This window comes from Paucibacter sp. KBW04 (assembly GCF_003852425.1).
Lineage (GTDB): Bacteria > Pseudomonadota > Gammaproteobacteria > Burkholderiales > Burkholderiaceae_C > Paucibacter_A.
Map to the genome: position 1 here is coordinate 135,452 of NZ_QAJN01000002.1, position 18,394 is coordinate 153,845.

Below are 18,394 nucleotides of genomic sequence, written 5' to 3' on the forward strand. Positions count from 1 at the left end.
TCACTCCTCATCCCCCTGCGAAGCATCTCTCAACAAGAGCCATAGCAACACCGGCCCACCCAAGATGCCGCTGAGCACCCCGGCCGGCAGTTCCACCGGCGCCAGCAAGAGCCGGCCCAGCAGATCGGCAATCAAGGTCAGAGCCGCGCCCAGCAGGCTGGCCCCCAAAAAAGGCAGGGGCCCCAGCCAGGCCCGCGCCAACAAAGGCGCGACCAGGGCGATAAAGCCGATAGGCCCGGCCACGCTGACGCCCAAGCCCGCCAAGGCCGCGGCCAGCAGCAAGAGCGCCCAACGATGCAAGCCCACCCGCAGGCCCAGCAGCTGGGCCTGGCTCTCGCCCAGCTGCAGCAGGGCCAGGCCCGGCAGCCAGGGCAGCAAGAGCAGGAGCACGAGGCCCAGGCCCCAGCTCACCGGGCGCAACTGCTGGTAGGAGCCGGCCAGCAAACTGCCCATGCTGAAGCTGTAGAGCGCGCTGCTATGCGCCAGCTCCACCGTGGCCAAGACCAGCTCAAAACCCGCCCGCGCCACGGCCGCCACCGCCAGGCCGACGACCAGAACACGCTGGCCCTGCCGCCCCACACCACCGGCGCACAGCAAGACCAGCAGCAGGCTCAGCAAGGCCCCGCCCAGGGCCAGCCACCAGGGGCCTAGCAAGCCATCCGCGCTGACCCACAGCCCCGCGCCCAAGGCCAACACGGCACCGTCATGCAGGCCCAGCACATCGGGGCTGGCCAGGCGGTTGCGGGCCAGGGTCTGCAAGATCAGGCCGGCCAGGCCCAGGCTGGCGCCCACCAGCAAGGCGGCCAGGGCGCGCGGCAGGCGCACCTCTTGCAGCAGGAACAAGGCCATCGCGTCCTCACCCCGCCAAGCGGCCCAGGCCTGCTGCGGGCTCAGGCTCAGCTCACCGGCCAAGAGACTGAGCAGCAGCAAGGCCACGACCGCCAAGGCCAGCAAGCTGTTCAGGCCCCAGCGCCCTGGGCGCAGGACGGGCGAGCCGCCCGGCTTGAAGCGCAAGCCCGGTAGCAGCGTGCTGGCGCGCCAGGCACGCGAAGAAAAAATGCGGCTCATTTTCGCAGCCCCAGACTGGCATCACGGTGCAAGGCCAGCACCAACAAGGGCGCGCCGAGCAAGGCGCACAGGGCCGAGAGCGGCGGCTCAAAGGGCGCGCACAACCAGCGCCCCAGCAAATCGGCCGCCAGCAAGCAGATGGCGCCCAGGCCCGCGCTGGCCCATAGCTGGGCCAAGGGGGCTTGCCAGCCCAGGCTGCGCGCCAGATAAGGCGCGGCAAAGCCCAGGAAGGCCAGCGGGCCTATCCAGGCCACGGCACCGCCGGCCAGCAAGGCCACGGCGATCACCGCCGCCGCGCGCAGCAAGGTCGGCCGCGCCCCCAGGCCGGCGGCCAGATCATCGTCCAGCAAGAGCAGGCTCAGGCGCGGCCCGCAGGCCAGGACCAGGCCCAACCCCAGGAGCAGGGGCGACAGGCTGAGCCAAAAAGCGTCGGGCCCAACCCGCGCCAGCGAGGCTAGCACCCAGAAGCGAAACTGATCCAGGCCCTGCTGATCCATCAGCAGCAGAAAAGCCATCAGGCCGCGGGCCGTGGCCGCCAGCGCCAGCCCGGCCAGCAAAAGGCGCAGGGGCGACAAATGAGCCCGCCTCCCCTGGCCGCGCCGGGCCAGCCACAAGACGGCCAGGGTGGCGAGCAAGGCGCCACACAGCGCCCAAAGCAACAGGCCCAAGGGCCCAAGCGTGCCCTGCAGGCTCAGGCCCAGGGCGATGGCCAGGGTGGCACCGCTGTTGACGCCCAGCAGGCCCGGCTCGGCCAGGGGGTTGCGGCTCAGGCGCTGCATCAGGCAGCCCGCCAGGCCCAGGGCCGCGCCCACGGCCAAGGCCGCCAGCAGACGCGGCAGACGCAGCTGCAGCAAGACCATGCGGCCATGCTCATCCAGGCCCTCGGGCCGCCACAGCCCCAGCCAGGACTGGGCCATGCCGACCCGGCCGGGGCCGTACAGCATGGCCATCAGCATCAAGCCCATCAAAACTAAGCCCAGGCCCAGGCCGCGCGCCTGACTCATGCCGCAGCCAGCATCAGGCGTTCCACATCGTCCAGCACCGCCATGGCCGCCAAGGGGCCGCCGGTGACGGTCCACAGGGCCGCGTCGACCTGGCGCACCCGGCCGGCGCGTGCGGCGCGCAGCTGGCGGAAGCCCGGCTGTTGCAGCAGGGCTTGCAAGGCCTGCGGCTCATGGCCGGCACCGCTGCCAAACATGCCGATCAAGAGCCAGTCGGCATCGATCTCGCCCAAGGCCTCGCTGGACAGCGGCGCCGAATGCCCGGCCCCCGGCTCCTGCTGGCGCGGCGGGCGCGTCAGGCCCAGCTCACCCAGCAAGAGGCCGGCAAAGGCCTGACCCTTCATATAGGCCGGGCCTTGCGGGGTCCAGCGCACCAGGCTGACGCTGCGGCCCTGTTGGGCGGCCAGGCGCTGGCGCAGGGCCGCCACCCGGCTCTGATAACGCTGCAAGGCCTCGGCACCGGCCTGCTCCCGGCCCAACCAATCGGCCAGGCGGGGCAGGCTCAGCGTCCAGGGCTCGGTGCCCCGGTAGGTCGAGACGGTGGGCGCCACCCGCTCCAGCTGGGCAAACAATTTCGCATCGGCCAGGCCACCGGCCAGGATCAGGTCTGGCCTCGCAGCCAGAACCCGGTCCATGCTGGGATTGGCGAATTGCCCCAGGCTGAGCACGCCTTGGGCGGCCCCCGCCAGATAGGGCGGAAAACCCAGCTGCGCCCGTCCCAGGGTGCTGGCCACGGGCTTGAGGCCCAGGGCCAGGGCGGCGTCCAGATCGCGTTCCGACAAGGCCAGCACCCGCTGGGCCTGGGCCGGCAAGACCTGGCTGCGGCCCAGGGCGTCTTGCACCTGGCGGCCGGTGGTTTGCGCCCGGCTCAAGCCCGGCAAGGCCAGGGCCGCGCCCAGGCCCAAACTCCATTGGCGACGATTGATCTTCACGGCAAGTTCTCCCAATTCAATTCGAGCGGCGCTTGGCGGCTCATCAAGGCCAGATGTGAGGCCAGCACCTCGTGCATGGTGATTTGCGCTCGGGCATGGGGGCAGGCGCATTGGATGAGCAAGACCTGACCCCCGTCCTGCGAGAGCAGCTCGCATTGGCCGAAGGCGAACTCGATCTGCGCCTGCTCACTGCCCAGGGCCACCGGCACCTTCTTGGCGAAGTGCTTGGCCAGCTTGAACAAAAAGGCGTCGGCGCGCGGGGTTTGGACCCTGGCCCGGCTTTGCAGCGGCGCGCTCAAAACTGCGCTCCCAGACGCAGCCAGAAACGCCGGCCTTCGTCGATCTGCCAATTGCCGTCCAGACCGGTGTTGCGATTGCGATCGTCCACCGCCACTTGGCGATTGCCCAGATTGATCAGGGCCGCGCTCAAGCTCAGCTGCTCATTGATGGCATAGCTGCCACCCAGGTCCAGGGTGGCCAGGGCGGGCCGCTCGCGCACCCCACGGGCGCCGTTGCGCAGGCCGGCCCAGTACTGCTCGCCCTCGTAGTTAGCCCGCACAAAGCCTTGCAGGCCCATGGGGCCGCGCCAATCCAGGCGCAGCGAGGCCATATGCTTGGGCGTCTTGTCCAGCGGGCGGCCGTCCAGGGAGCTGCCCTCAAAACTGGTCTCACGCCCACCATCGCGCTGGGAGTCGGTGTAGCTGTAGTTGCCGTTCAGGCTCCAACTCGGGCTGAAGGCCCAAGCGCCAGCCAGCTCCAGGCCTTGCAGCTTGACGCGGTCCACATTGTCGTAAACATAGATGTCCAAGGCCTTGTTCAGCGGGTCCACCTTGCCTGTGTTGTAGGACACGACCTTGTTGCGGAAGTCGTTGTGGAAGAGCGTGGCCACCAAGGAGTTGCCGCGCTGGCCATCCCAGCGCAAGCCCAGCTCGGCGCTGCGGCTGGTCTCGGGCTTGAGATCGGGGTTGCCGCACAGGGAGCCGCGCCTGGGCGTGTTGCCACCCGTGCTCATGCAATAACTGGCCTCGGCCTGGCGCAGCTTGGGTGCTTTGAAGCCACTGCCCACACCACCGCGCAGGCTCCAGCCCTGGGCCAGCTTGTAGACGCTGTAAACGCGCGGACTCCAATGCGTGCCATAACGCGACTCACGATCGGCACGCAGACCCAGGGTCAGGGCCAGGGCCGGGCTGAGTTCGATCTCGTCCTCGGCAAACAGGGCGGCGGCATCGGTCTTGATCTGGGCCGGGCTGCTGGCATGGCCCTTGACTGAGGCCTCCTGGGCCACGCCCGAGAGCTCGTTGCGCTGCCACTGCAGGCCCAGGCTGAGGCTGTGGGCATCGAGCGGCAGGGTCAGCACGCTGTCCAGCACGGTGTTGCTGACGCGGGGTTCCAGCTCGGAGGGCTTGCCCGCCGTCCAATTGTTTTGCTGGCCGCTCTCGCGGTACAGGGCCGAGCGCCAGCGCCCGCCCTGCAGGACCTGAGCGCTATGGCTCAGGGCCCAGTAGTCGCGGGTCTGCTCATTGTCGTAGTCGGCCTCCTTGGGGCCTATGCTTTGGCCGGCATGGTTTTCGCGGCGCAGCTGGCCCTGGCCCAGCTCCAGCGCCAGCTGCTGGCCCTCGCCCAGCTGCAGGCCCAGCTTGGCCCCCAGGTTTTGCTGGGTCTGGGCGGCCGCGCCCGCGGTCGTGCTGATGGGGTAGTACAGCTGATCTTCCTCGCGCTGATTGCGTCCGCCCCAGAGCTGCAAGCTCAGGCCTTGAGCCAGCGGCCCGCCCACCCAGAAATCACCCTGGCGGCTGTCGCCCAGGCGGCGATCGCCGCTTTGCTGGGTCAGGCCCAGGCCCAGGCTGCCGCTCCAGCGGGCGATCTGCTTGCGGGTGATGATATTGATCACCCCGCCCATGGCATCGGCCCCGTACAGGGCCGACATGGGGCCGCGCACGATCTCGATGCGCTCGATGGCGGCCACGGGCGGCATCCAAAAGGCCTGCACCCCACCGGTGCCACGGTTCATGGTCTCGCGGGTGTTCTGGCGCCGTCCATCGACCAGGATCAAGGTGTACTCGCCCGGCATGCCGCGCAGATTGATGTCTTGGTCATTGGGCCCGCTGCCCACCACCGAGACACCCTCGACCCGGCGCAGCGCGTCCTCCAAGCTGGCCACCGGCTCGCGCTCCAGCTGCTCGCGCGTGATCACGGTGATGCTGGCCGGGGCATCGGCCAGGGCACGGGCACTGGCCGATGCGCTGACGGTGACGCGCTCCAGCTGCTCGGCTGCTGCCGCGAGCACAGCGCCATTGGCTGATAACAGGGCGCAAGCCAGGGCCAGTGGGCGGATCGGCCCAGCCGCCAAGCCGGGTCCAGAAGAGACAAGAGGGGAACTCGATCGAGGGATGCGCATACAGCAAGGGCCAGAAAAAAGTAGAGGGGATGCGGTGCCGGCTTCGCCGGGCCGTGGTTCAGGCCCAGCGATCCCGGCCCGCTCAAAACCTGGGCCATTGCGGTTTTGCATTCATTCTAAATGCGAATAGTTTGCATTAACGCTTTGGCGGCGCTAGTATCCATGGCTTGCCCGGCGCCTGCCTTTGCGCCCACCACCCGTCTTTGCTACACGCCCACCTTGTTCTCGCACCCCGCCTTGCCTGCCCCCCAACACCGGGCTCAGACCCCAAACGCCCGCCGGGCTGCGCTGCAGCTGCGCAGCGGCCTGGCCCTCAGCTACAGCACCCTCAGCCACGCCCATGCACCCGGCCAGGAGGTGCAGGCCGCGGCCGGCCTGCATCTGGTGATGGTTTTGCAGGGGCGCTTGCACCTGACTTTTGGTGGCCAGGCCCAGCGCCTGGGCGAGAGCGGGCAGGCCGAGCTGGCCCTGATCTCGCTACACCGCCCGGCCCGCTTCGAGCGCAAAGACGCGGCCGGGCTCGCTGAACACCGCCTGAGTCTGCAGATCAGCCAGCAATGGCTGGACCAAGCCGGCCTGCGCCTGCCCAGCCGCCACCTGGGCGCCGAGCGGCCCCGCATGGGCCGTGCGCTGCAAGACCTCGGGCGGGGCCTGCTGGGCCAGGCCCAAGCCGGTGCGGCCACGGGCCTGGCCCGCCTGCGCCTGGAATGCCAATGCCTGGAGTTGCTGAGCGAGGCCCTGAGCCAGGCCGAGCAAGGCGCTGCGCCCAGCCCCCCCGAACGCATGCAGCTGGCGCGTGAGTTGCTGGACAGCGGCGCGGCCGACCACTGGAGCCTGGCCGATATCGCGCTGGAGCTGGACCTGCACGAGAACACCTTGCAGCGCCACTTCCGCGCCGCCCATGGCTGCTCGGTGTTTGAGTATTTGCGCCGACGCCGCCTGGCTCGGGCCCATGCCCTGCTGCGCCAAGGCGCCTCGGTGGCGCAAGCCGCCCTGGAGGCCGCTTTCGAGAGCCCGGCCAATTTCGCCACCGCCTTCAAAAAGCAGTACGGCATCAGCCCCAGCCAGGTCAAATGAGAACGAAGCCCGCGTAAAAAGGACTTGCGTAACGAGCAGAGGGGACTGGACTTTCGGGCCGAGCGCCGGGCCGCCCCAAGCCGGCCCACCGGAAGGCGGCGGCGGCTCAATGCCGCAGTCGGCTTCGTCCCCTAGGGGGACCGACTGGGCTCGCCCGCGTCCAGCGAGGTGAGACTGGGCGAGGGGCTCGCTTCAGAGGATAGGATGGCGGCATGTCTCTTGCCCATTACACCGGCCTGCTCTTGGCCGGGCTTGCCCGCCTGATCACAGGTGCACAAGGCCATTGGAAGGGCTGCCCGCCCATGGCCGAGCAGCGCATCTATTTCGCCAACCACCAAAGCCATTTCGACTGGGTCCTGATCTGGGCCGCCCTGCCGCATGAGCTGCGCGCCCAGACCCGCCCCATCGCCGCCCGCGACTACTGGACCAGCAGCCCGCTCAAGGCCTGGCTGACCTCGGCCGTGTTCAATGCCGTCTACGTCAGCCGCACCCGCGCCACGCCGGACGAAGACCCGCTGGAGCCCCTGCTCGAGGCCCTGGCCGCCGGGGACTCGGTGGTGATCTTCCCCGAGGGCACCCGCTCCAACAAAGGCGACCCGCAGGCCTTCAAGGCCGGGCTCTTTCATCTGGCCGAGCAGTTCCCGCAGGTCAAGCTGATCCCCACCTGGATAGACAACGTACAACGCGTCATGCCCAAGGGCGAGGTCGTGCCGGTGCCGATTCTGTGCACCGTCACCTTTGGCGCCGCCCTGAGCCTGGAGCCCGGCGAGGACAAGCGTGCCTTTCTGGAACGCGCCCGTGCGGCCGTGATGGCGCAGCGGCCGGGTAGGAGCCGCCCATGAACTGGCTCAAAGGGCTGGACAGCCACGAGCAGATCGCCCTGCTCTTCGTCACCTTGTTCGGCGCCCTGGCCCTGGCCAGCGCCGCCAGCTTTCTAATGAGCTTGCGGGCGCGCGAAGAAAACGGCGAACGCGCCCTGGCCCGGCGGCGCAAGATCCAGCACGAGCTGAGCATGTTGTGGCTGGGCGCCTCCATCTTCTGGGCGGCCTGGATCTCGGGGCCGCTGGGCGCCACGCTCTTGTTCGGCGTGCTGTCCTTCTTGGCCCTGCGCGAGTTCATCACCCTGCTGCACACCCGGCGCGGCGACCACCGCAGCCTGATCCTGGCCTTCTTCGTGCTGCTGCCCTTGCAATACCTGGTGGTGGGCCTGCGCGAGTTCAATCTCTTCACCGTGCTGGTACCGGTCTACGCCTTTCTGGCCATTCCCGTGGTCAGCGCTCTGGCCGGTGACCCGGAAGACTTCTTGGAACGTAATGCCAAGATTCAATGGGGCATCATGGTCTGCGTTTACGGGCTTTCGCATGCCCCGGCCCTGATCCTGCTGGACATCCCGGGCTACAAGGGCCGCGGGGCTTTTCTGCTCTTCTTCCTGGTGATGGTGGTGAGTTGCGGCCAGCTGGTCGAGCAGGCCGCCAGCCAGCGCCTGCGCCGCCGGCCGGTGGCGCGCCATGTCAGCCGGACTTTTTCCATGCGGGCCTGGTGGGCGGGCTTGCTGGCGGCGGGGCTGCTGGGTGCGGCGCTGTTCTGGATCACGCCCTTCACCGTCTGGAAAGCCATGCTGATGGCCGCCGTGGCGGCCGGTGCCGGCAGCTTTGGCAGCCTGGTGATGGAGGCCTTGAAGCGTGACGCCGGCGTGCGCTCCTGGGGCAACCAAAGCTCGATTACCGGCGCCGTGGGCCTGCTGGATCGCATCGCCGTGCTGTGCTTCTCCGCCCCCGTTTTCTTTCACTCGGTTCGCTGGTATTTCAAATGGGCGCAATGAGAATTTTGGGTATTGACCCTGGGCTACAAACGACCGGTTTTAGCTTCGGCCGGCGCTGGTGCGCCTTCACGTCCGCTGCGCGGACATGAGCCTGCGCTGAAATCCTGCCCAACTTCAACTTTTTCGCGCCTCAACAACCATGCGTATTCTTGGCATTGACCCCGGTCTACAAACAACGGGTTTTGGCGTCATCGAAGCCGACGGCCCGCGTCTCGCCTACGTCGCCAGCGGCACCATCAAGACCAGCGCCGTCGCCACCGGCGATTTGCCGGCCCGCCTGAAGATCATCTTCGACGGCGTGTGCGAGGTCAGCCGTCGCTACGGCGCGCAATGCGCGGCGGTGGAAATCGTGTTTGTGAACGTCAACCCTCAATCCACCCTGCTGCTGGGGCAGGCGCGCGGTGCGGCCATCACCGCCCTGGTGTCCTGCGATCTGCCGGTGGCCGAATACACCGCCTTGCAGATGAAGAAAGCCGTGGTCGGCCATGGCCACGCCAAAAAAGAGCAGGTGCAACATATGGTGCAACGCCTGCTGCAGCTGCCCGGTGAGCCGGGCAAGGACGCCGCCGACGCCTTGGGCCTGGCCATCATGCACGCGCATGCCAATGTCTCGTTCGAGGCCATGAGCCGCAGCACCACCTTGCAGCGCCGCCAGCATGCGCAGTTCAAGGGCAGCCGCACCTACTGAGGCGGGGCCAAGGGGCGATCAGCGCGCGCTTTGCTGCCTAGCGCCGCAGAGCGAACAGGCGCGAAGCTAACGCATCAAGTCCACGCCACAAGGGCCGAAACCCTGAGCACAGGGAAGGCCGCAGCGCGGCTGCAAGACGGCTGAAGAGCGGCGCCAAACAAGAGCCCGCCCCAGCCCCATTGCGGAATCAAGACCCAGGTGCCTTGCGCACCCAAGCCCAAAGCTTGCCCAGGCTTTGCTCATGCCCCCATGAGTGCCTGGGCCGGGCCGCGCCATGTCGACTTCCCTGGTGATCAGAGTTCACTTGCTTTCAAAACCCGGAGAAGTCCCCCATGAAGACCCCCAGCCCCCGCCTGCAATTGGCCCTCAAGACCTTGTTGGGCCTGAGCCTGGCCCTGCCCCTGCTGACGGCCCAGGCCAATGAAACGCCCAAGACTCTGGCCGGCGTGAAACTGGTCAGCGCCGAAGAAACCAAGAAGCTGTTGGACGGCGGCGTGCCGGTCTACGACACCCGCGTGGCGGCCGAGTACGCCGAGAAAACCATCAAGGGCGCCAAGAGCCTGCCCTACAAGGAAAAGAGCGCCAAGGCGGTGGACTTCGACGCCAGCAAGGACGCATTCGATCTGGGCAAGCTGCCCGGCGACAAGGCCGCGCCCCTGGTCTTCTTCTGCAACTCGGGTGAATGCTGGAAGAGCTACAAGGCCGCGGTGCTGGCGCAAAAAGCCGGCCACAGCAAGATCCATTGGTTCCGCGGCGGCATGCCCGAGTGGTCGGCCAAGGGCTTGCCCACGCAGTAATCCCGGCCGGCCTGGCGCCGCCCCCGCGTTCACGGCCTTCCACACTTGTTCACCGAGCCCCGCATGAACTTTAATCTGAGCATCAAGAGCCGCTTGCTGGCCTTGGCCGCCCTGGCCCTGCTGGGCATAGGCCTGGTCGCGGCCCTGGCGGTCCTGTCCAACCGGGTCAATATCGCCGCCCTGCAGCAGCTGTACGAAGAAGACAGTGGCAGCGTCGTGCAGCTGATGAGCGTCGAGAACAGCCTGCTGGAGGTGCGCTTTCGCACCGCCGGCGTCTTGCTGGATCAACTGCCCGTGCCGGGTTCGCTGAACCATCTGCGCGAGGTGCGCGCCAGCCTGGGCGAGCGCTGGGCGACCCTGACACCGCTGCTGGACAAGGTGTTCGAAGACAGCGAGGCGGCGCACGAGAGCGTGGCCCTGCTGAGCCAGTTACGCCAGCACTGGACCTTGGTGGACAGCACCCTGGCCAAGCTGGAACAGGCTTACGAGGCCAAGAACCGTGAGGAGCTGGCGCGCTTGCTGGAGGAAGAATGGCCGCTGATGCACAAAGAGGCCATCAAGCCCTTGCAAGGCCTGATCCCCCTGGCTCAACAGCAAGCCGAGCAGGACTTTGTGCAGGCCCGGGCAAAGAGCCGAAGCATGTTGGGCACCGGCATTGCGGGCGGCCTGCTGTGCATGCTGGCCCTGGGCGCCTTGGCGCTTTACACCTTGCGTGCGGTGCTCGGGCCGCTGCGCGAGGTGGAATATTGCATGGAGAAAATCGCCCAGGGCCAGCTGAACACGACGCTGCCCGCAGCGCGTGAGGACGAGCTGGGCCGCATGATCGCCGGCCTGGGCGCCATGCAGGCCCAGTTGCAAAGCGTGGTCGGCGAGGTGCGCCGTTCCAGCGACAGCATTGCCACCGCCTCGGCCCAGATCAGCATGGGCACGCAGGATCTGAGCCAGCGCACCGAGCAGACGGCCAGCAATCTGCAGCAAACCGCGGCCTCGATGGAGCTGCTGACCCAGGCGGTGCGGCAGTCCGCCGACTCCGCCGCCCAGGCCGACCAGATGGCACGCGCCGCCGCCACGGTGGCGGCACGCGGTGGCACGGTGGTGGCCCAGGTGGTGAACACCATGGACGAAATCAGCAGCAGCTCCAGCCGCATTGCCGACATCATCGGCGTGATCGACGGCATCGCCTTTCAGACCAATATCTTGGCGCTGAACGCGGCCGTGGAAGCGGCGCGTGCGGGTGAACAAGGGCGGGGTTTTGCGGTGGTGGCCAGCGAGGTGCGCAGCCTGGCCGGACGCTCGGCAGAGGCGGCCAAGGAGATCAAGTCCTTGATCCACGCCTCGGCGGAGCGGGTGGAGTCGGGCAGCCAGTTGGTGGCGGACGCGGGCGCCACCATGCGCGAGCTGGTGAGCTCGGTCAAACGGGTCAGCGACATCATCGGTGAGATCAGCGCGGCCTCGGCCGAGCAGTCCGGCGGCATCGGCCGGGTCAATGGCTCGGTGACTCAGCTGGACCAGATGACGCAGCAGAATGCGGCCTTGGTCGAAGAAAGCGCCGCAGCCGCCGAGAGCCTGCAAGACCAGGCCCAAAAACTGGGCCTGGTGATGGGCGGCTTCAAGCTCTGAAGCCGCCCGAGGGGACGGGCGATCAGGCCTGCGCTTGACGGCGGCGGGCGATCGCGCCCACGGCCAGCAGACCGGCCAGGCTCAGGGCCCAGGTCGAGGGCTCGGGCACGGCGCTGATGGTGTAGCTGCCCGAGCTTTCCAAGCCACCGACAGGCGTGAAGTGCAGATAGGCATCGCTCAGATCAAAGCTGCCCGAGGTGAAAACCAAGGTCTGCGTAGGGGAGCTGAACTGATAGCTCAGCCCCAAGAAGACGCCGTCTTGATGATCGGCCGTGGGCGTGCCAGTGGCGCTGCCCAAGCTGTAGTTCTGGCCCAAAAAGCTCAGGCTGAAACTCAGCAGGGCGGGCGTCTCAAAGCCGCTGCCGCTCACGGCGGCGTCTGAGAAGCTGAACTGGCCGCTGAAGGTCTGGCCGGCCTGGGGGCCGGCGTCGATCAAGCCGTTGAAGTTATAGGTGGCAGCTTGCGCCGACAGCATGGCGCCGAGCAAGCCCAGGGCGATGGCGGTTTTCTTGAACATTTAATCTCTCCGAAAACAATTCTGAAATTCAGCCGCGAGGGGCGACCGGCGCTACAGCGAGCGTCGGCCGCCCCGGCCTTGATTTAGAACTTATCCGCAAATAGCTGGGGTCGGCTGGCGGACGCTTTGAACGCAGGGCTGCGTTGCAAATCCTCGCGATACCTTTGGGTATCGCTGTGGTTTGCGCCTTGCTCTGCATCCAAATCGCCTCGCCATCCTCAACCCCGCTATTTACGGACAAGTTCTTAGAAACGGAAGCTATTGGCTTGCAGAGCCGAGCAGCTGACGTTTTTGAGCACGACGACCGGACGGGACCTGACGGCGCCGCTAGCACCATCCGGGTCATAACCGACCACCGCACCAGCACTGGAGTTGGCGCAGGTCACCAGACCGGCGGCCAGGGGATCGCTGCTCTCGATCCCTGCATTGGCCAGGAGTTCGGTGAAGACCAGCAAGTCCTGACCCGGTTTGAAGTCGGTGATGGTGTCCAGGCCATCGGCGCCCGTCTTGTAGACGAACTGGTTGTTGCCCGCGCCGCCCGTCAAGGTGTCGCGGCCCAGTCCGCCCTCGATGATGTCGTCCCCGGCTGTGCCCACCAGCACATCGTTGCCCGCCGTGCCCTTGATCTGCTTGTACAGATTCAGGCCCAGCACCATGGGGTCATGGTCGGAGGAGCGGAAGGGCGTGGGCGTGTAGTAGGCGGCCGGGTTGAACTCGGTGTTGTAGTCGATCACCAAAGGCTCATCGGCGTTGATATGCCAGGAGGTTGCGCCCGCCACCTTTGAGACAAGGGACGCCGTGCCGAAGCCATGATCCAGACGACCGGCAAAGCCGTCGAAGACATAGGAGTAGTCGGCCGGCTCGAACAAGCCCACCAGGTCCACGATCTGGCCGTTCTGGGTCAAGGTGTAGACGGGGTCTTCCTGAGCGTAGGAATTGAAGTCGCCCAGCAGCACCAGATCATTGGTGCCGGCCACCGTCTTCACCTGGTTGACGAAGTTCTGCAACTGCAGCGCCTGCTCAACGCGGGTGGCGTTGTAGCAGCCTTGCAGATCGCCTTGGTCGGCGTCTGGGCCCGCAGCGCTCGAGCAGCTCTTGGACTTGAAGTGGTTGACCACCACGGCGAAGCGCTCGCCATTGGGGGCCTGGAAGCCCTGGGCAAAGGTCGGGCGGTTGTTGATGGGCGAGGGATCCGAGATGGAAGCACCCACCAGGCTCAGCTTGGCCGGCTTGTAAATCATGGCCACGCGGATAGCGTCGTCGCCCGTGCCTTGGGCGGGCGGCGGAGTCACGGCATAGGTGCCCGCGCCCATCTTGGCGTTCAGCGCATTGACAAGCGTCGTGACCGCCACCTCGCCATTGTTCTGAATTTCCATCAGGCCGACGACGTCGGCATTGAGCGTGCTCAGCTCGGCCACGGTCTTGGCGATCTGGCGCTGGTACTCGTTCAGATTGTCGGCGCCGCGGCAGTTGGCCGCCGACACCGAGCCGCCCAGCGAGCAGCCCTGACCCGTGCCACCGGCGGCCGTTTGGCCGTTGGTGAAGGTGGTGAAGAAGTTCAAGACATTGGCGCTGGCGATGCGCACATTGCCGCCCACGGCCGGGGCCGTCAGGGGGCGCGGATTGGCGCGGGTGAAGGCCGGCGCCACGGTGGGCTGCAGGCGGTACATGGAAGCACCGCTGGCGTTGGCCGTGGCCGGGCCGTAGTCGATCACACCGGTCAGGCTGTCGGCCGTGTCGCCCGCGCGGTTGGTGTTGTCCACGCCCATATAGGGCACGACGGCGGGGTTCTGAGCCGAGCTGTTGTCGTCCAGGATGAGGGCGCGGGCCAGATTGGCCGCGGCCAGGGCTTGCGCATCGGGGCCCGGACGCAGCACATTGGTCGGGTTCAGCATGCGGCCACCGGCCGCCACCGTCAGCTGGCCGTAGCGGCCGAGGAAGTAGTTCTGCTGCACGGTGATGGGGCCGGTCAGCGTGACCAACATGCCTTCAAACGCCTCCAGGCCGCCGGGGGCCAGGGTGGTCAGGTCCACCGCCGTGGGCTGGATGGCATTGCCGGTGCTCAGCGTGGTCAGGCCGCTGATGTTCTTCAGCTGGGTGATGGTGCTTTGACCGGACGTGAACTCGGTGACCAAGCCGCTCAGGCTGACCTCGGCGCCGACGGCCACGGTGGGCGCGGTGACGGTGTAGACAAAAATGCCGTCCGAGGTGCTGGGATCGCCGTCACCGAGGCGGTCTTGCAGATAGAAGCCGGTCGGCGCCAGATGGGTCACGATGCCCTTGGTGCTGACCGTCTGATTCACCAACGGGCTGCTGGCACCCGAACCTTGGATGTTGTAGATGGGGGTCAGCCCGGCCACCGTCACGCTGAAGCTGCAGGTCGCGGATTGGCCATCGTTATTGCCCCATTGCAGGCCCAGGTTGTAAGTGCCGCCGGCCACCGAGGCGGCGACATTGATGTTTTGCGTCGCCGAGCCGCCAGGGGCTGTGGCTGCGCTGAAGCTCCCCAGGCTGATGCCTGCGGGCCAAGCGGCCGTGGCCAGAGCGCTGTTGACCAGGCTGTCGGCATCGCTGGCGCCGACGCTGAAGACGCTGTTGGCGCCCGAGGTGGCGGTCGCGTTCGGGCAGTTGGGCACGATGGGCTGGAAGGGCTGAGTGCCGCCGCAAACGTTTGCCGGTGTCGCGGAATTGCGCAGCAGCGGGGTGCCCACCGTGAAGTCCGCGCTGTTGTTGTCGCTGTCGGTGCATCCTGCGAGCTTGCGCAAGGCGGCTGTGGTGCTGCTCAGTGCCGGAGTGGCTGCGCCTTCAAAGCCATTGGCCGTGCCATAGCCCACCAGATCGACCAGACTGGCGCTGACCGGGTTAGCACCGCTCAGGGCCAGCGTGCTGCTCACCAAGGCGACCTTGCCGTTGGAAGCACTCATGCTCAGATTGCCCGTGCCGTCCTGGATGGTGATGTCCGCACCCAGTGCGCCGGTGCCCGTGCTTTGGCGAATCAGCAGATAGCGGCCGGGCTGCAGAACCGGATTGGCCAGATTGTTCAGTGCTGCAACAGCCCAGTTACCGGTGCCGGTGGCGCTGCCGTACTGCAGGGAGTAGCCGCTCAGATCGACGGGATTGCTGCCGCCGTTGAAAATCTCGATGTAGTCGTATTTGTAGGAGGGCGAGCCGGTGGTGGCCGCACCACCGCCGTAAACCTGGCTGATGACCACGCCTTGCGCGGAAGCCAGCACTGCCGGGGCCGCAAACGCGGCGGCCAGCAAGGCAACAATGGGTTTGAGTTTCATGGTGATGGAGTAGAAGAGAGAGACCGCACTCCGGGCTTGAAACCATGCATTTCTCAAAGGCACTGGGCCGATCAAATGCTGCAAACCCGGCTCTCGCGCCAAGAACTGCCCAGGCGCTGCGGCGGATGCTAGCGCCCAAATATGACGGTTGATGACATGCAAAACCCTCGTCTGAGGGGCCGGGTGTACCCGAATCAGGGACTTGCACGGCGCTGTATTTGCGCCGCCATCTGAGCCAGTTTGGCAATCGCCGGCTCCACCCGTGCATCGTCCGGGTGGCCCACATTCAGGCGCAGGGCCTGGCGGAAACGCCGATCGGCCGAGAAGAGCTGACCCGGTGCCGTGCTGATGCCGGCCTCTAGCGCCTCGCGATGCAGGGCCAGGGTGTCCACCTCAGCCGGCAGCTGCAGCCAAAGAAAGTAACCGCCGTCCGGCTGCGAGACCCGCGTGCCCGCGGGAAAGTGGCGCAGCACCAGGGCGCGTGCCCGCGCCATGCTGGCGGCCAGGGCCTGCCGCAGGCTACGCAGATGGCGCTCGTAGCCGCCCTGCTCCAGATACTCGGCCAGGGCCAGCTGCGAGGGCACGGCCGTGGCCAGCGAACTCATCATCTTGAGCCGCTGCAGCTGCGGTGCAAAACGCCCGGCCGCCGCCCAGCCGACCCGGTAGCCCGGCGCCAGGCATTTGGAGAAGGAGCTGCAATGCAGCACCCCGCCCTCCTGATCGAAGGCCTTGGCCGGGCGCGGGCGCTGGATGCCGTGATACAGCTCGGCATAGACATCGTCCTCGATCAAGGGCACGCCGTGCCGGGCCAGCAAGGCGACCAAGGCCTTCTTGCGTGCCACGGGCATCAAGGCCCCCAGCGGATTCTGAAAATTAGGCATGAACCAGCAGGCGGCAATCGGCTGCCGGGCCAGCAGTTCGGCCAGGGCATCGGGGTCCACACCCAGGCGCGGATCGGTTGGGACCTCGACGGCGCGCAGATGCAGGCGCTCCAGGGCTTGCAAGGCGGCGTAAAAGGTCGGGCCTTCCACCGCCACCACATCGCCCGGCCGGGTCACGGCCTGCAGGCACAGGCCTAGCGCCTCCATCGCGCCATTGCAGATCACCAACTCCTGCGGCGCCAGCGCGATATCGTGCTGGCCATAGCGCCGCCGCAGGGCTTGCAAGAGGCGGGCATTGCCGCTGGTCAGCTCGGCGGTGAGTTGGCGGGGCGGCAGCTGGCGCATGGCACGGGCGCCGCAGCGCGCCAGCTGGGCCAGCGGGAACAGCTCGGCCGCGGCAAAGGCCGAGCCCAGGGGCACGACCTCGGCGTCGCGGGTGGAGCCCAGCACATCGAAGATCAACTCGCTGATCACCACCTCGGTGGCGGCTGCCGGCGCAGGCGCTTGCAAGGCCGCCGCCAGCGGCGCGGCCCGTGCCCGCCTGAGCTTGCGCACGTAATAGCCCGAGCGGGGCCGCGCCTCGATCAGGCCGCGCGCCTCCAGCAAGTAGTAAGCCTGGAACACGGTGGAGGGGCTGATGCCCCGCGCCAAGCAGGCCTGGCGCACTGAGGGCAGGCGGTCGCCGGCCGACAGCGCGCCGCTGTGGATGCGTTCCTCCAGCTCCTCGGCCAGGCTTTCAAACAGAGTCGTGGCGCTCATGGGGCTTGATCTGATCCGGTAGTTTTGTCAGAAAAGTGATTACACCATCTCAGATGAGCTTAGGCCAAGATCGCTGCCAGCCCTCCTGCACCATGAGCTTGCCGTCCATGTCCAGTCCCATCCCCAGCACTCGCCATCCCATCATTCCCATCCGCAGCCTGCTGCCCGAGCTGGAGGGCCTTGAGGCCGCCCACAAAGTCCAGGTGCGCAGCGTGCGCGGCCGCTTCAGTCGCCTGCGCCTTGGCTTGCTGCTGCTGACCCAGCTGGTGTTTCTGGGTCTGCCCTGGTTGCAAATCAACGATCGCCAGGCGGTTCGCTTCGATCTGGAGGCCCAGCGCTTTCACCTCTTCAAACTGGTGCTGCTGCCGCAGGACCTGATCTATCTGACCGGCTTGCTGGTCATCAGCGCCCTGCTGCTCTTCTTCGTCACCACCTTGTTCGGCCGGGTCTGGTGCGGCTTCGCCTGCCCGCAAACCGTCTACACCCAGCTCTTCATCGGCCTGGAAAAACGCTTCGAGGGCGAGCGCCACCAGCGCCTGCGCCTGGATCAGGCCGCCTGGGGGCCGCAGAAGATGGCCCGCCGCGGCGGCAAGCATCTGGCCTGGCTGGCGCTGAGCTTTTGGGTAGGCCTGAGCTTTGTGGGCTGGTTCTCGCCCATGCGGGAGTTGGGAGCGCAGCTGCTGAGCCTGAACTTGGGGCCCTGGGAAGCCTTTTGGGCCCTGTTCTACGGCGGCTTCACCTATCTGAACGCCGGCCTGCTGCGCGAGAAGATCTGCCAACATATGTGTCCTTACGGCCGCTTCCAGGGCGCCATGCTGGATGCCGACACCTTGCTCGTCAGCTACGACGCCCAGCGCGGTGAGCCGCGCGGCAAACAAACCAGCAAATCCAGCGGCGCCTGTGTGGACTGCAGCCTGTGTGTGCAGGTCTGCCCGGTGGGCATAGACATCCGTCAAGGTGTGCAATCGGCCTGCATAGGCTGCGCCGTCTGCATCGATGCCTGCGATCAAGTCATGGACAAGCTGCAGGCGCCGCGCGGCCTGATCCGCTACGCCAGTGAGAACGGCGCCCAGGCCGCCCGCCTTGGCTGGCAATTAGCCCGGCCCCGGGTGCGCATCTATGCAGGCCTCTTGCTAGGCCTGTGCCTGGCCATGGCCTGGGGCTTGTCGCAGCGCGACGAGCTGCGCCTGGACGTGATCCGTGACCGTGGCGTGATGGCGCGTCAGGTGGACGAGGGCGCGGTGGAAAACATCTACCGCCTGCAGGTGGTGAATCTGTCGGAAGAGGCGCGCCAGATTCGCCTCACGCTGCAAGGCTTGCCGGGGGCGGAACTGGTGGGCAGTAGTAGCGGCAGCAACGGCAGCACCGAGTTCCGCGGTGGCGAGGCCCGCAGCCTGGTCGTGGCGGTGCGCCTGTCGGCGCCAGCGGCAGCGGCTCTGCGGCTTGGCAAGTCTGGCCAAGGCGCTAGCTCGCCCATCGCCTTTCAGATCAGCAATGGCCTGGGCGAGCAGGTCGAGGAGCCCTCGACCTTTGTCTTGCCGCGCTGA

General features: G+C 67.0%; 15 protein-coding genes. 7 read left to right on the plus strand and 8 right to left on the minus strand.

All coding sequences use genetic code 11. The annotated features are described in order from the left end of the window. From DBR47_RS04175 to DBR47_RS04195, 5 genes are read right to left on the minus strand one after another with little or no spacing between them, the layout of a single operon-like run. Nucleotides 1-1,068, minus strand: a complete 1,068-nt coding sequence (locus DBR47_RS04175) for an iron ABC transporter permease (RefSeq protein ID WP_124447246.1) — start codon at nucleotides 1,066-1,068, stop codon at nucleotides 1-3. Then, a complete protein-coding gene (locus tag DBR47_RS04180) occupies nucleotides 1,065-2,072 on the minus strand; it encodes an iron ABC transporter permease (RefSeq protein ID WP_124447248.1) in 1,008 nt (335 codons plus the stop codon). Before DBR47_RS04180 ends, DBR47_RS04175 begins: the two co-directional genes overlap by 4 nt. Next, nucleotides 2,069-3,001, minus strand: coding sequence for an ABC transporter substrate-binding protein (locus tag DBR47_RS04185; RefSeq protein WP_124447250.1), 933 nt, complete (start codon nucleotides 2,999-3,001; stop codon nucleotides 2,069-2,071). Before DBR47_RS04185 ends, DBR47_RS04180 begins: the two co-directional genes overlap by 4 nt. Beyond that, on the minus strand, nucleotides 2,998-3,300 hold the full coding sequence (locus DBR47_RS04190) for a DUF2218 domain-containing protein (protein ID WP_197046861.1): 303 nt from the start codon (nucleotides 3,298-3,300) through the stop codon (nucleotides 2,998-3,000). Before DBR47_RS04190 ends, DBR47_RS04185 begins: the two co-directional genes overlap by 4 nt. Next, nucleotides 3,297-5,288: a TonB-dependent receptor domain-containing protein gene (locus DBR47_RS04195; RefSeq protein WP_197046862.1), complete on the minus strand. Its 1,992-nt coding sequence runs from the start codon at nucleotides 5,286-5,288 to the stop codon at nucleotides 3,297-3,299. The genes DBR47_RS04190 and DBR47_RS04195 overlap by 4 nt, the downstream gene beginning before the upstream one ends. Before the next feature lie 348 nt (nucleotides 5,289-5,636). On the opposite strand from DBR47_RS04195, the gene DBR47_RS04200 reads away from it, so the two are divergent. From DBR47_RS04200 to DBR47_RS25335, 6 genes are all read left to right on the plus strand, one after another. Then, a complete protein-coding gene (locus DBR47_RS04200) occupies nucleotides 5,637-6,476 on the plus strand; it encodes an AraC family transcriptional regulator (RefSeq protein ID WP_124447256.1) in 840 nt (279 codons plus the stop codon). A gap of 212 nt (nucleotides 6,477-6,688) precedes the next feature. Then, complete coding sequence (locus DBR47_RS04205) at nucleotides 6,689-7,318, plus strand: 1-acyl-sn-glycerol-3-phosphate acyltransferase (protein ID WP_124447258.1); 630 nt, start codon at nucleotides 6,689-6,691, stop codon at nucleotides 7,316-7,318. Next, entirely contained in the window at nucleotides 7,315-8,298 is a 984-nt protein-coding gene (locus DBR47_RS04210) for a phosphatidate cytidylyltransferase (RefSeq protein WP_124447260.1), read from the plus strand. The genes DBR47_RS04205 and DBR47_RS04210 overlap by 4 nt, the downstream gene beginning before the upstream one ends. 139 nt (nucleotides 8,299-8,437) lie before the next feature. Continuing rightward, a complete protein-coding gene (ruvC, locus tag DBR47_RS04215) occupies nucleotides 8,438-8,986 on the plus strand; it encodes a crossover junction endodeoxyribonuclease RuvC (RefSeq protein WP_124447262.1) in 549 nt (182 codons plus the stop codon). 332 nt (nucleotides 8,987-9,318) lie between these two features. Beyond that, a complete protein-coding gene (locus DBR47_RS04220) occupies nucleotides 9,319-9,783 on the plus strand; it encodes a rhodanese-like domain-containing protein (protein WP_124447264.1) in 465 nt (154 codons plus the stop codon). Nucleotides 9,784-9,846: 63 nt separating this feature from the next. Beyond that, a complete protein-coding gene (locus DBR47_RS25335) occupies nucleotides 9,847-11,403 on the plus strand; it encodes a methyl-accepting chemotaxis protein (protein ID WP_124447266.1) in 1,557 nt (518 codons plus the stop codon). 22 nt (nucleotides 11,404-11,425) lie between these two features. Here the strand turns inward: DBR47_RS25335 and DBR47_RS04230 are convergent, their stop codons facing one another. From DBR47_RS04230 to DBR47_RS04240, 3 genes are all read right to left on the minus strand, one after another. After that, entirely contained in the window at nucleotides 11,426-11,920 is a 495-nt protein-coding gene (locus DBR47_RS04230) for a PEP-CTERM sorting domain-containing protein (RefSeq protein WP_124447268.1), read from the minus strand. Nucleotides 11,921-12,165: 245 nt separating this feature from the next. Continuing rightward, nucleotides 12,166-15,207, minus strand: coding sequence for an ExeM/NucH family extracellular endonuclease (locus tag DBR47_RS04235; protein WP_124447271.1), 3,042 nt, complete (start codon nucleotides 15,205-15,207; stop codon nucleotides 12,166-12,168). Nucleotides 15,208-15,401: 194 nt separating this feature from the next. Further along, nucleotides 15,402-16,847, minus strand: coding sequence for a PLP-dependent aminotransferase family protein (locus DBR47_RS04240; protein WP_124447273.1), 1,446 nt, complete (start codon nucleotides 16,845-16,847; stop codon nucleotides 15,402-15,404). 107 nt (nucleotides 16,848-16,954) lie between these two features. Between DBR47_RS04240 and ccoG the strand changes: the two genes are divergently transcribed. Continuing rightward, nucleotides 16,955-18,394 carry a cytochrome c oxidase accessory protein CcoG gene (ccoG, locus tag DBR47_RS04245; protein WP_124447275.1) on the plus strand — a complete coding sequence of 480 codons (1,440 nt, stop codon included), beginning with the start codon at nucleotides 16,955-16,957 and terminating at the stop codon, nucleotides 18,392-18,394.

Bases quoted from the DNA above. Each gene is read 5' to 3' on its own strand.
- DBR47_RS04175 (WP_124447246.1), bottom strand. From the start codon at position 1,068: ATGAGCCGCATTTTTTCTTCGCGTGCCTGGCGCGCCAGCACGCTGCTA.
- DBR47_RS04180 (WP_124447248.1), bottom strand. From the start codon at position 2,072: ATGAGTCAGGCGCGCGGCCTGGGCCTGGGCTTAGTTTTGATGGGCTTG.
- DBR47_RS04205 (WP_124447258.1), top strand. From the start codon at position 6,689: ATGTCTCTTGCCCATTACACCGGCCTGCTCTTGGCCGGGCTTGCCCGC.
- DBR47_RS04210 (WP_124447260.1), top strand. From the start codon at position 7,315: ATGAACTGGCTCAAAGGGCTGGACAGCCACGAGCAGATCGCCCTGCTC.
- ruvC (WP_124447262.1), top strand. From the start codon at position 8,438: ATGCGTATTCTTGGCATTGACCCCGGTCTACAAACAACGGGTTTTGGC.
- DBR47_RS04220 (WP_124447264.1), top strand. From the start codon at position 9,319: ATGAAGACCCCCAGCCCCCGCCTGCAATTGGCCCTCAAGACCTTGTTG.
- DBR47_RS25335 (WP_124447266.1), top strand. From the start codon at position 9,847: ATGAACTTTAATCTGAGCATCAAGAGCCGCTTGCTGGCCTTGGCCGCC.
- DBR47_RS04230 (WP_124447268.1), bottom strand. From the start codon at position 11,920: ATGTTCAAGAAAACCGCCATCGCCCTGGGCTTGCTCGGCGCCATGCTG.
- DBR47_RS04235 (WP_124447271.1), bottom strand. From the start codon at position 15,207: ATGAAACTCAAACCCATTGTTGCCTTGCTGGCCGCCGCGTTTGCGGCC.
- DBR47_RS04240 (WP_124447273.1), bottom strand. From the start codon at position 16,847: ATGAGCGCCACGACTCTGTTTGAAAGCCTGGCCGAGGAGCTGGAGGAA.
- ccoG (WP_124447275.1), top strand. From the start codon at position 16,955: ATGTCCAGTCCCATCCCCAGCACTCGCCATCCCATCATTCCCATCCGC.